This window comes from Bradyrhizobium sp. WYCCWR 13022 (genome assembly GCF_030435535.1).
Classification (GTDB): domain Bacteria; phylum Pseudomonadota; class Alphaproteobacteria; order Rhizobiales; family Xanthobacteraceae; genus Bradyrhizobium.
The window spans coordinates 26081-39013 of the sequence record NZ_JAUIZJ010000038.1 but is presented as its reverse complement, the minus strand read 5'-3'; the positions used below and the strand labels follow the sequence as shown (position 1 = coordinate 39013).

Annotated in this window: 8 protein-coding genes and 1 tRNA gene; 4 read left to right on the top strand and 5 right to left on the bottom strand. The window is 65.3% G+C overall.

Annotation, left to right across the window (positions count from 1 at the left end):
• Nucleotides 1-111 precede the first annotated feature (111 nt).
• On the top strand, nucleotides 112-999 hold the full coding sequence (locus QY049_RS35245; protein WP_258762701.1) for a VOC family protein: 888 nt from the start codon (nucleotides 112-114) through the stop codon (nucleotides 997-999).
• A gap of 145 nt (nucleotides 1000-1144) precedes the next feature.
• On the opposite strand, the gene QY049_RS35240 is transcribed toward QY049_RS35245, so the two are convergent.
• The 3 genes from QY049_RS35240 to QY049_RS35230 are packed head-to-tail and all read right to left on the bottom strand — an operon-like array spanning nucleotide 1145 to nucleotide 7453.
• Nucleotides 1145-4039: an NHLP bacteriocin export ABC transporter permease/ATPase subunit gene (locus QY049_RS35240; protein ID WP_258762702.1), complete on the bottom strand. Its 2895-nt coding sequence runs from the start codon at nucleotides 4037-4039 to the stop codon at nucleotides 1145-1147.
• The gene (locus QY049_RS35235) at nucleotides 4036-6195 is read right to left on the bottom strand and encodes an NHLP family bacteriocin export ABC transporter peptidase/permease/ATPase subunit (RefSeq protein WP_258762703.1); all 2160 of its coding nucleotides are present in this window, start codon (nucleotides 6193-6195) and stop codon (nucleotides 4036-4038) included. The genes QY049_RS35240 and QY049_RS35235 overlap by 4 nt, the downstream gene beginning before the upstream one ends.
• Entirely contained in the window at nucleotides 6188-7453 is a 1266-nt protein-coding gene (locus QY049_RS35230) for an NHLP bacteriocin system secretion protein (RefSeq protein ID WP_194477147.1), read from the bottom strand. The genes QY049_RS35235 and QY049_RS35230 overlap by 8 nt, the downstream gene beginning before the upstream one ends.
• A gap of 143 nt (nucleotides 7454-7596) precedes the next feature.
• On the opposite strand from QY049_RS35230, the gene QY049_RS35225 reads away from it, so the two are divergent.
• On the top strand, nucleotides 7597-8124 hold the full coding sequence (locus QY049_RS35225) for a hypothetical protein (protein WP_194477148.1): 528 nt from the start codon (nucleotides 7597-7599) through the stop codon (nucleotides 8122-8124).
• Nucleotides 8125-8446: 322 nt separating this feature from the next.
• Here the strand turns inward: QY049_RS35225 and QY049_RS35220 are convergent.
• Nucleotides 8447-8521: transfer RNA gene (locus QY049_RS35220), tRNA-Gln, on the bottom strand.
• A 246-nt stretch (nucleotides 8522-8767) separates the two neighbouring features.
• On the opposite strand from QY049_RS35220, the gene QY049_RS35215 reads away from it, so the two are divergent.
• Nucleotides 8768-10546, top strand: a complete 1779-nt coding sequence (locus QY049_RS35215) for an acyl-CoA dehydrogenase (RefSeq protein WP_194477149.1) — start codon at nucleotides 8768-8770, stop codon at nucleotides 10544-10546.
• Between the two features lie 61 nt (nucleotides 10547-10607).
• On the opposite strand, the gene QY049_RS35210 is transcribed toward QY049_RS35215, so the two are convergent.
• Nucleotides 10608-11861, bottom strand: a complete 1254-nt coding sequence (locus tag QY049_RS35210; protein ID WP_258762704.1) for an MFS transporter — start codon at nucleotides 11859-11861, stop codon at nucleotides 10608-10610.
• Nucleotides 11862-12161: 300 nt separating this feature from the next.
• Between QY049_RS35210 and QY049_RS35205 the strand changes: the two genes are divergently transcribed.
• Nucleotides 12162-12920: an enoyl-CoA hydratase-related protein gene (locus QY049_RS35205; RefSeq protein WP_258762705.1), complete on the top strand. Its 759-nt coding sequence runs from the start codon at nucleotides 12162-12164 to the stop codon at nucleotides 12918-12920.
• The last annotated feature ends 13 nt before the right edge of the window (nucleotides 12921-12933 follow it).

The window sequence follows — 12933 nt, the reverse complement described above, 5'->3', positions numbered from 1 at the left end:
ATGGTGAATCAGAAACAAGCTGATTTGGGAATCCCAAATCGATTCAGATTAAACCCATCCCGCTTTAGTATGGCGCCAGCAGTCAGTCCCTCCAGCGAGAAGCGCACAGCCATGCCGCAACAATTCGACAGGTCCGCAGAAGATCTCGGCAACGCCATCCATTTCGAGCACGTCAACATCACGGTTCCGGACCAGCGCCTCGCCACGCTGTTCTACGTCACCGGCCTCGGGCTGACCCGCGATCCCTATCTGATGGTGTCCGATACCAACATGTGGATCAATGCCGGACGGAGCCAGTTTCATCTTCCAAGCGGCAAGGCACAGGTGCTGCGCGGCCATACCGGGCTCGTCATCGAAGGACGCGAGGCGCTGCTGGCACGGCTGGCTTCGGTCAAAGGCAAGCTCGAAGATACGGCGTTCAAATACGCCGAGCACAATGATTACGTCGAAGCGACCTGCCCGTGGGGCAACCGCATCCGCATCCATGAGCCGGATGCCGCGCGCTTCGGGCGCATCACGCTCGGCATTCCCTATGTCGAGTTCGACGTGCCGGCCGGTTCGGCAGAGGCGATCTGCGCCTTCTATCCTGACATCATGGGCATGCCCGCGAGCCTCCGCAACGGCGACGGCAAGGTTGCGGCGGTGAAGACCGGTCGCGAGCAGCATCTGCTATTCCGCGAGACCGACCGGCCGCAGCCCGGCTACGACGGCCACCATGTGCAGATGTACATCACCGACTTCTCCGGCCCCTACCGCAAGCTGCTGGCGCGCAACCTGATCTCGCGCGAAGACAATCAGTACCAGTACCGCTTCTGCGACATCGTCGATCTCGACAGCGGCAAGCCTCTCTTCACCGTGGAGCACGAGGTGCGCAGCGCGACGCATCCGATGTTCATGCGGCCGATGGTCAATCGCAATCCCGTCGTCAACAATCGCAACTACGCCTACGGCCACGATCAGGCGTCGTGGGCGATGGGCCCGGATCAATACGAGGGATAGGAGCCCGGCGACAAGATTGGCGGCGGCAATCCGATGAAGCTGCCCGCCAACGGCGGCCTCTCGGCGGCCGGGTTAGCTGCTCCACCACGAAACTCCCGGACACGTCCGGAAGCTTCGTTTTGGGATGACCAGACCGGCGCGCCGCTCAGAGCATCTGGCGCCGCGCGAACGAGGCGAACATGCCGGATGCGGCATTCAGCTCGGCGAACGTTCCGGCCTCGACGATCTTGCCGTCGACCAGCACGATGATCCGGTCCGCCCGCTGCACGGTGCTGAGCCGGTGCGCGATCACGACGCGGGTGACGTTGAGATTCTCCAGAGCGTCGCTGACGATGGCCTGGGACTGGTTGTCCAGCGAGCTCGTGGCTTCGTCGAACAGCAGGATGCGCGGCCGCCGCGCGATCGCCCGCGCGATCATGATGCGCTGACGCTGGCCGCCGGACAGCGTGCTGACGCCCTCGGACACCTGGGTGAGCATGCCCATCGGCATCGCCTTGATGTCGTCTGCGATGCCGGCGAGACGCGCGGCCTCCCAGGCCTGGTCGAGCGGCAGCCGGACGCCGCCGCAGATATTGTCGTAGAGGTTTCCGTTGGCGAGCTTGGCGTTTTGAAGGACCACGCCGAGCTGGCGCCGCAGCGCGCTCGCATCCAGCGTCTCGATCGACTTGCCGTCGTAGAACACCGCGCCGGATTCCGCCCGCTCGAAGCCGAGCAGCAGCCGGAACAAGGACGATTTCCCGCTGCCTGACGGGCCCACCACCGCGACATATTCGCCCGGCGTGATCTTCAAGGTGACGTTGTCGAGCACAAGGGGGCCGTTGGCGAGATAACGGAACGACACGCGCGCGAGCTCGACCGATCCGGACAGTTCGCCCGGCGACTTCCGGTCGTCGGGAACTTCCGTCGGGCTCGCAATCAGCGGCCGCAGCCGAAGCAGCGGCGGGATGGCAATCAGCGCCTCGCTGACGCCGGCCGCCCAGGAGCCGACCGATCCCATCGACTGGCCGAAGGCGGAAAAGAACGCGAAGAACGTGCCGATGTCGGTGAGCAGGCCACTGCTCGAATAGGACGCATAGGCATAGATGATCAGCGTTGCGATGGTCGGAAACGCGGTCTCGAACGCGCCGAGGCCGTTGCCCGCCACCTGCGACGACACGAAGTACTGCTTCTGTGTCGCGAACTGCTTCGACCAGATTGCGAGGGCGCGCGACGTCGCCGCAGAGACGCGCAGCTTGCCGACGCCGGTGAGGAGCTGGAGGACGAAGCCGCTGACCTTGCCCTGCTGGTTGAAATGCCTGCTCTCGAAATGCAGCCGCACCAGATTGGTGCCGATGATGGCCGCGGCCCGGACGAATGTCAGCGCGATCGCCAGCAGCGCCAGCTTGAGGCTGTAGTAGAGCATCAGGCCGAGGCTGAACAGACAGAACAGGCCGGCGATCATGCCGCGCAAGGCGTGCCCCGTCAGCGCTCGTCGCGCGGCATCGATGCCCATGGCGCGGTCGACCAGTTCGCCCGCGGTGTACTCGCGGAAGATGGCGGTCGGCAGCCGCAGCAGGCGGTCGATCATCGCCGCCTGGAGACGCCAGTCGATCGTGGCTTCCATCCGCAGCATGACAAAACCCTGCATGACCTGGACGCCGGCCACCGAGAGCCCCGCCAGAATCAGCGCGAGCGCGCAGAAGGCGAGTTGGTCCAGCTCCGACCGCGGGATGATCGAGCTGATCAGCAGATTGGTGATGAACGGCGTCACCAGCGACAGCAGCCCGATCATCACGACCGACACCGCGATGCGCGGTCCGCTGCCGCGGATGTGGCGCAGGGAGAATTGCAGCAGGTCCTTGAATTTCAGGGCGCGCGACGGCAGCGGCGGATAGAACGTGGCCGCTTCCGGGGCGATCTGCGCCGCGATGGCCCGATCGACCGGCCGCCGCGCCTTGGTCAGCGGGTCGACCACGATGTATCCGCGGCCCGGCTCGTAGACGAGCGCGACCGGGACGCGCGCCTCGCCGTACCAGCCGACCATCGGGCCTGCATCCAGTCGCCACCAACCGTGCCGGAGCAGGACTTCGCGCAGCCTCAGGCGTGCCGCCTGCGCGATCTGGGCGAGGCCGGAAAAATCCTGCGCGCTGCCATCGCCGCGACCGGAGACCGAGATCGGCGCGCGCATCGCGTTGCCGACGATCTGGCAGGCGCCGACCAGGCGGTCGGACCAGGAGGCATCGACCGCATCATGATCGAAGCGCCGCACGATGATGCCGGACAGGCGGTCGAAGGCCTCCACCGCCTGCGTCGCGGCAAGCCCGGTCCGGCTTGCCAGCCGCGCGCTCTCGTTTTGCGCCTCGCGGGCCAGAATGCCCCGGATGCATTCGACGAAGTTCTGGTGGAACTGATCGACCGCCGGCCAGATCAGGTCGCCCGCGGGGGCGTGGCCGGCAACGCTCGCGGTGCATCCGTCTGCACCCGTCTCGATCCACAGACCCGATGTCAGCGGCAGCGGAGGACTTCCGGCCGTGTAAGCCGTGCCTCGCCCGATCAGACGGAGCGCACCGTGCTGCACCGTGAGCCAGAGCAAGCCACGCATCGGTCCGCGACGCGGCTCGCCCGCGGCCAGCGTCACCTCGCCCTCGGGCAATTCAGCCACTTGCCACTGCGGCGCCGGTCCCGCGACGAAGCGTGCAAGTCGGTCGATCCAGCGCAGCACCCGTTCCGACGCCGGACCGGTCCTGGGCACGACGGCGACAAGCGTGTCCTGCGCGCCGACCGCGATGAAGCGCAGGCCGTCTGGAGACGAGGCCGGGAAGGCCGGAAGATCGGGAATGACGTCGCCGCGCTCGACGCGGAACAGATGATACCGGCTGCCGGATTTTCCCCCATTGACATCGATGGCGAAGATGTCGGCGTGACCCGCGACGATTTCGAGCAGATGACCGCGGTGATCGAGCAGGATGGGCCGACGACCGTCGAGCGCGATTTCGCCAGGCGATTCCAGCGCCGCGACGAGGTCCGCACCGGACATGATATGGTCGATCCGGCCGGTCATTCCTGCGACACCAGGCGGGCATACTCGCCGTTCGTGGCAAGAAGGGTCTCGTGCGTGCCGCGCTCGGCGACCTTGCCCTGCCGCAACACGACGATCTCGTCGCAATCCCTGATCGTGCTCAGGCGATGCGCGATGATGATGCAGGTGCAGCCACAACGCCGGAGATTGTCGTCGATGGCCTTCTCGGTGACGGGGTCGAGCGCCGCGGTCGCCTCGTCGAGCACGACGATGGACGGACGGCCGACCAGTGCGCGGGCGATCTCGATGCGCTGGCGCTGGCCGCCGCTGAAATTGGTGCCGCCCTCGCTGACATAGGAATCGTAATTGCCGGCGCGGATGGCGATATCGTCCTGGATCTCGCCGTCCTTGAGCGCGCGGGTGAGGTCGATGTCCGGAGTGGTCCGGTCCCAGAGCGTGAGATTGTCGCGGACCGTTCCCTCGAACAGAAAAATGTCCTGGTCGACATAGGCGATCGAGTTGGCACGAATGTCGGGCGGGATATCCTGGAGCAGCGTTCCGTCGATCAGGATCTCTCCTGCCCAGGGCTTGTAGAGCCCGCAGACGAGGCGGCCGAGCGTGGATTTTCCACTGCCGGAAGCGCCAACCAGCGCGACGCGCGATCCCGGAGCCACGGTGATCGACAGATCGGAAATCAGCGGCGGCTCGAGCAGAGAATAGCCGAACTGCACGTCCCGAAATTCGATGCGTCCGTCCAGCCTCGCAGGGAAGGTCTTGTCCGATGCGCGCGGGGGATCGCCGAGCGGATAGTTGTAGACGTCCTCGAGGCGGTCGAGCGCGCCCTTGATCAGCTGAAAGCTGCCGGCCTGATTGACCAGCGTTGCCACCGGCTCGGAGAAGCTCGCCATCAGCGACTGGAAGGCAACGAGGCTGCCGAGCGTGAGCGAGCCTTCGATCACCCTGAGGCCGCCGAGGATCAGGATCGCAGTCATGGTCATGCCGGCGATCAGGGTCGGGATCATATCGAGCACGATCGACGACGAGGCCAGTTCGCGCTCGGCGTTCAACACCTTGGCCTGGACGCCCGACCACTGGCCGAAGGCCTCGTCCTCGAGCCCGCTCGCCTTGATCGTCTCGATCGACCTGACGATGCTGACGACGGCGCCGAGGAGCTTGCCGCGCTCGAGCGAGAGCCCGCGGCTGAGATCCTCCCGACGCCGCATCGACAGCCGCAAGGTGAGGACGTTGAGCAGCGACAAAGCGATACACACCGCGGCCAGCCGGGGATCGTAGACGATCATCGCGAAGGCGAAGAATGCCACCGAGGTGAGGCTGAGCGCGTTGGCCGCAATGCCGCCCGCCAGCAGGCGCGCAATCTGGTCATTGGCCCCGACCCGCGCCGCGATGTCGCCGGCGTGGCGCTGGGTGAAGAACTCGATCGGCAAGGCCATCACCCGCCAGAGAAAGCGGCTGATCATCACCACCGAGAGTTTTGTCTGCAGACGCAGCAGCAGGGATTGCTGCAACAGCGTCAGGATGGTGCGGATCAGCGCGGTCGCCGCCATGCCGAGCAGCAGCGGGCGCAGCCATCCGTTCAGGTGCTGAATCAGGATGTCGTCGATGAATATCTTGGAGAAGCTCGCGGCCACGAGACCGGGAACGACCATGACGAAGCTGAGCAGGATCAGCAGGCCGACCGCGGCTTTCGATCCGCGCAACTCCCGCAGCAGCAGCCGCAGTCCGGCCGGCTTGGCGCCGCTCGGCGCGAATCCGGGCCCCGGCTCCATGGTGAGGACGACGCCGGTAAAGCTCCGATCGAGCTCGTCGATGCCGACCTGCCGCCGTCCAAACGCGGGATCGTTGATGGAGGCGGACTTGCCCTTGATCCCTTCAAGGACGACGAAATGGTTGAAGTTCCAGTGGATGATGCACGGCGTCGGCGCCGAACCGAGCGCCGCAAGGTCCAGCCGAAATCCCTTCGCCGACAGTCCGAAGCGCTTTGCCGCCCGGACCACGTTGCTCGCCTTGCTGCCGTCGCGCGAGACGCCGCATTCGACGCGAAGCCGTTCGAGCGGCACCCACGCCCCGTAATGCGCCAGCACCATGGCAAGGCAGGCGGCGCCGCACTCGGCCGCTTCCATTTGCAGAATGGTCGGCGTGCGCCTGACATGTCCGGTGGATGAAGCGGGACTATCCATCGATCCCCGTCCACTTCCGCAACAGGGGAACGACGAGATCGATCGGGCGCCGGCTTCGCGTGGTGATCTCTGCCTGCGCGAGCGTGCCGCTGGTGAGATGGACTTGCGGTCCCTTGCCCACGGCCCAGCGATATCCGCTCGCGGTCGATGAATCCTTGTCCAGCGACACCGACACCGCATAAGGCGCGCCGTCATGGGAGAACACCTTGACGAGCTGATCGTTGTGCAGAACGGCGGTCATGCCCTGCGGCGTCACCGGAAATTCCGAGATGCTCGAGACCACACCGATCATGGTGCCGAATTCCTCGCGCTTCACGGTGCTGGGCGCAACGCGCACCTGGTAGCCCGGCTTGACGCTCTTGCCTTGCTCGGCGGGAATGTAGATCACGGCTTCCAGCCGCGCGCCCTCGTCCTCGATGAGAACGACCGGCGTGCCCACGGCGAGAACCGAACCCGAGGATGTCTTGATTTCCAGCACGCGTCCGGCAATGGGACTGAGGACCTGCGAATTGCGTCCCAGCGTCCCGGCCAGCGCCTGCATCTCGCGGCGCGCGTTGTTCGCGGCGAACTCGGCCTGCTGCAATTCGCGCTCGCGCTGGGTTTCGAGATCGGTCTTCTGCGCGTGAAGCTTGAGGATCTCGTTTTGCGAATCCGTCCGGCGCTGCTGCGCCTCGGTCAGTTCGAGACGGCGGTCCTCGAGCGTCTTCCGCGTCGTCAGGCCCTTCGCCATCAGCTGCTCGAGATTCTTCACGTCGACATCGAGGGACTGCACGCGCTGGCCGGTCGCCTCGATGACCTTGTTGAAAGCCGCTTCGAGCTTGTCGAAGTTGGAGGCCTTGACGGAAAGCTCCGCTGCGACTTTCGCCGCCATGTCGTCATGCTCGCGCTGGCGCTCCTTGTAGGTTTCGACGGCGTTGCTGTATTTCTGCTCGATCTCGGTCTGCGAGATCTGGGCGATCACCTGCCCGCGCTCGACATGGTCGCCGACGGAGACACTGAGCGAGGCGAGCCGTCCTTCGGCGGCGGAGACCGCGTCGACGACGCGACCACTGCCGACCAGAATCCCCTGCCCCGACACGCGCGACGGGATCCGGCCGTAAACGCCCCAGACCAGCGCGGCAACCAGCGCGATCGTCACGATCGCCGCCAGGATCCAGTCCGCGGGCTTGGTGATCGCCACGAGATGATCGAGCTCCTCCGGCGAGGCCGCACGCTGCAGCGCGCTGGCGCGGAAGATTTTGTCAGTGCCCTCAGTCACACTGTACTCCGTCGCAAGACATTTCGGTGTGATCGTCCGCGCGGACGACGCCGAGAATGGGATTGAGCGAAATTGTGAGCGGAGCTAAGCTCGCAACGAAATCGAATTGAACCTGTCGAGGCCGGGAGCATCGGACACATCAGATGAATTGGCAAGCGGATCGCATCACGCCGGTTGCAGCGGCCCGCGCCTTGGCCGCTCGCCTGGCATGGCCGGTCCTCGGATTGCTGGTCGCGACGAATGCGTGCTTCGCCGGCGTGCTGAGCCAGGCCGATCTGAAGAGGGTCGAAGATCTCAGACCGATGTTCGCGGGGCTGATGGGCGATCTCGTACAGACCTCGAAGAGACCCGACATCTCCGCCGCCGACGCAGATTGCGTCAAGTCCACGATCCAGAATCTCGTCGAGATTTCTCAAGAGCTGTCCAGTTTCGAATATCTGATCACGATCGAGAAGGAACTGACCAACGTCAGCGAGAATGACCCGACCCGCGACGTGGTGAAGTTTGCCGTCGAGCAGTCGACGAATATCCTGACCAGCCAGCGCAAGAAGATCGCGCAGTTGCCCGATCAGTGCGCAAGGTCGCCTCTCGCCTTGGCCAAGGCCCAGCAGGCGCTGCAAGTCGTCGATGCGACGACTGGAATCTTGAGTTCCATTCGCTCTCGACTTTGAGTGAGTCGATCGGAAGGTGGATCGAAAGAGATCATCCGATCGGATGGCCTCTTCGCACGGATCGTCTCGCGGCGGGCGGCCCGGCCGAGTTCGGGATCATCGCGGGTCGTCGGGCAGAATTGCAGATCGTTCGTTCTCGGATGTGCCAGGCTTGGTCACTGCCTTCTCCTGTTTGTCTTAGGAGGGACCGCCCCTCTCGATCAGTGACCGCAGATATAGGGCTCTGGGGGGCGTGGAGGCTGTGAGGCCAGTCACACAGATCATCGCACTCGTCCGGATGCAACCAAGGGGAGCGCGGCGGTTTCTGAATATGCGGGAGTCCTGGCTGGGGCGGGAGGGATCGAACCTCCGAATGGCGGAATCAAAATCCGCTGCCTTACCGCTTGGCTACGCCCCATCAGGCGACAAAGAGAACGACGGACGACCTGGCACCCGCAGATTCCCTTCGGTCGCAGCCGGTCTATAGGGTGCGGCGCGGCATTTCAACCGCCTGGAGCGGCAAAATACCACCATGCGGACGGCAGTCGCGCCACACCTTATTATACGCGGGGCAAAGGCCCGATGCGGTCCCGTATCGCGCCCATTGAGGCCCCAGCCAATTCATGGGAATACGACGGCCAAACCTGTCCACGGGGAGTGAGCCATGACCTACCGCGCGCCGATTTCCGACATGCTGCTGTCGCTCAACCACGGCGCCGGCCTGAAGGCGGCCGTGGACGCCGGCCATTACGGCGATTTCGACGGCGATATCGTCGCGGCCGTGCTGGAAGAGGCCGGCAAGTTCGCAACCGACGTGCTGGCGCCGCTCAACAAGATCGGCGACGAGCACGGCATCAAGCTTGACGACGGCAAGGTCACGACCGCGCCGGGCTGGCCGGATGCCTACAAGCGCTGGACCGAGGGCGGCTGGAACGCGGTCTCGGGCCCGGAGGATTTCGGCGGCCAGGGCTTGCCGATCGCGATCAACGCCGCCTGCACCGAGATCTGGAGCGCCTCCAACGTCGCCTTCGGTCTCTGCCCGCTGCTGACGGCCTCGGCGATCGAGGCGCTCGATGCGCATGGCAGCGACACGCTGAAAAAGATCTATCTCGAGAAGCTCGTCTCCGGCGAATGGACCGGCACGATGCAACTGACCGAGTCGCAGGCCGGCTCCGACGTCGGCGCACTGCGCACCCGTGCCGAGAAGCAGGCCGACGGCACCTATCGCATCAAGGGGACGAAGATCTTCATCACCTATGGCGAGCACGACATGACCGACAACATCGTGCATTTCGTGCTGGCACGCCTGCCCGACGCGCCCGCCGGCACCAAGGGGATCTCGCTCTTCCTCGTTCCCAAATTCATGGTCAACGCCGACGGCTCGCTCGGCGCGCGCAACGACATCTTTGCCTCGGGCGTCGAGCACAAGCTCGGCATGCATGCTTCACCGACCTGCACCATGACCATGGGCGATCATGGCGGCGCGATCGGCTTTTTGATCGGCGAAGAGAACCAGGGCATGCGCTGCATGTTCACGATGATGAACCAGGCCCGCCTCGGCGTCGGCCTCGAGGGTGTCGGCGTCGCCGATCGCGCCTATCAGCAGGCGCTCAGTTACGCGCAGGAGCGCAAGCAAGGCCGGGCGGTCGGCAGGAAAGGCGACGGCTCGGATGCGATCTTCGTACACCCCGACGTCAAGCGCATGCTGATGCGGATGCGGGCGCAGACGGCGGCCGCGCGCACCATCTGTTACGCGACCGCGGTTGCGATCGACGTCTCGACCCGCGCGAAAGACCCGAAGGTGCGCGCCGATGCCGCAGCGCGCGCGGCGCTGCTGACGCCGATGGCAAAGGGCTATTCCACCGACATCGGCAACGAGGTCGCCTATCTCGGCGTGCAGATACACGGAGGCATGGGCTTCATCGAGGAGACCGGCGCTGCGCAGCATTATCGCGATGCGCGCATCACCGCGATCTACGAGGGCACCAACGGCATCCAGGCAATCGACCTCGTCACGCGCAAGCTTGCGGCCAATGGCGGTGCATCGGTGTGGGCGCTGCTCGACGAGCTCGCGGCCACCGTGAAACAGGTCGAGGCCTCCAACGATCCCGCCTTCGGCACGACGGGCGTGAAGCTGCGCGAGGCGCTGGAGGCGCTGACCCGCACCAGCAAGTGGCTGCTGGAGCGCGTCACGTCGGCGCCGAACGACGCCCTCGCCGGTGCGACGCCGTACCTGCAGCAGTTCGGCGCGACGCTCGGCGGCTGCATGCTGGCCTCCGAGGCGCTCGCGGCCAAGGCCGAGGGCAACACCGACGCGCCGCGTTACGTCTCGCTCGCGCGCTTCTTCGCCGAGAACATCACCGTGCAGGCTGGCAGCCTCGAGCGCACCGTGACGGAGAGCGCGGAGTCGGTCGCGGCGGCGGATGCGGTGCTGCTGGGGTAAGGTGAATTCGCAGCTTGGATGGAGCGCAAGCGTAATCCGGGACCGTCGACGAAGGAAGCACCTATCCCGGATTGCGCTGCGCTTCATCGGGGCTACGCAGCACCCCTCTGCGCCTCCCCGGTCGCCACAGCACGATGCCGGCCGCAACCACATCCAGCACCACGCACATCGCGAATGCCATCGTGTAGTCGCCGCTCACGCTGCGCACGAGGCCGACGATGCCGGGGCCGAAGGCGCTGACGATGCCGCTGATCGACGTCCCCAGCCCCATCGCGGCGGCGAACGCCGTGCTGCCGATCTCGCGCTGGATGATCAGGGGCGGAAACGTGATCATGTTGCCGATGGAGAAGCCGTAGACGGCGCAGCAGATCAGCAGCACGGTCGGGCTCTGGCTTTGCAGGAGAACGAGCAGCGCTGCCGCCTGGCTCGTCATCGACGCCGCGCAGGCGAGCCGCGGATCGAGCCGGTCGACGAACAGGCCGAGCGTCAGACGGCCGACCACCGCCATCGCCGCCATGATCGTCACGGCGAGACCCGCGCTGGCGCGCCCGATCAGCGGCTCGAGAAACGTCACCTGGTGGATGATGAAGCCCATCTGCGCTAGCAGCGCGATTGCGATCGGCAGCACCATGGTCCAGAAGGACGCGCTGGCGAGCAGCTTCTTGCGCGAATGGCGCGCGGCCTTGCCCCCCGGGGCTGGTGAATTCGACGTGGCATCGACCCGCCAGCCGGTGAAGACGAGAACCACCGGCAGCACCAGCACCCCCATGACGATCGTGGCCGCCAGCATGGCCGAGCGGAAACCGATGCTGCTGCTCAGCGCCAGCAGAACCGGAACGAGAATAATGCCGCCGCAGGTGGCGCCGTTGAAGGCGAGGCTCAGCGCGAGCCCGCGCCTCCGCTCGAACCAGGAGTTCAGCACGGTCGCGATCACCACCGAGCCCATGCCGGTCCAGCCGACCGACATCAGCGCATAGGCGAGGTAGAGCTGCCAGGGCGCCTGCATCAGTCCCAGCAGCGCCGTCGAAGCGCCAAGCGCTGTCAGCCCGCACAGGATCAGTGCCCTCAGTCCGATGCGGGCCAGCAGATCGTCGGTGAAAATGACGAGGACTGAGGTCAGCAGGAACGAGAAGGTGCTGGCCGCCGATACCATCGTGCCGGGCCAGCCATGGGCACGCTGGAGCTCGGCGAGATAGACGCCCTGGCCGTACAGACCAAAGCCGAACATGAAGAACGCCATCAGGAAACAGGCAAGCACGACGCGCCAGCCGCGATAATGCAGCGAGGATTCGTCAACGCGCGTTGCGGCAATCATCGATCGAGCAAGGGCCCAATGAAAGAAGACTACTGATCGTGCCGCACAACCCCCGGTTTTTCAATTGAAACATTGTAGCCGATTGTTGCAACGCGCAAGACGCCGCAAGAGATGCGACGAGGCGTTCGTGTCACAGTTCCCCCGGTGAGTACGCCTATCGGACGGGTGTCAGGCCACGACCTACGTGCATTACTGCCGAAATGGTTGAGCCGCAGGATTGGCACGACTGTCGGATCATGTAGGCTGGGCTATGCCGAGACTCGCCGACGGCAGGCGCCGCGGCGGCCGCAGGGAGTGCTCATGCCGAACGGCAACATCATCGTCACGGAGGAACGCTCCACGCGCGTGATCACCCTGCGCCGCCCCGGCAAGAAGAACGCGATCACACAGGACATGTATCGCGAGATGAGCCGCGCGATCGATACGGCACAGAACAATCCCGACATCCGCTGCATGATCATCACCGGCGGCTCCGGCGTGTTCACCGCCGGCGACGACATCGACGATTTCATGAAGGCCGACGCCTCGCGTCCCGAGACGCTGTCGGACGGCGCCCGGTTCCTGTATTCGCTGGCGCTCAACGCCAAGCCGATCATCGCCGCCGTCGACGGCGCCTCGATCGGCATGGGCACCGTGATGCTGTTTCACTGCGACTACGTGCTCGCCTCCAACGCCGCGACCTTCTCGGCGCCTTATATCAATCTCGGCCTCGTGCCGGTCGGCGCCGCCAGCCTCTTGATGCCGGGCACCATGGGCTATCAGCGCGCCTTCGCCATGCTGGTGATGGGCCGCAGCTTCACCGCCGCCGAAGCCCATGCCGCCGGTTTCGTCAACGCCGTGGTGTCGCCGGGACATACCGAGGTCGAAGCCCGCAAGGTGGCGCGCGAGATCTGCCGGCTGCCGGCCGAGGCGGTCGCGATCTCACGCAAATTGCTGCGCGCGTCGCCGGAAGAACTCACCCGCCGCATCGACCAGGAGGGCCATCTGTTCGGCGAGCGACTGAAATCCGAGGAGGCCATCGCGGCGTTCAATGCGTTTGCGAACAGGAAGAAGCGGTAGGAGCGACAACCTT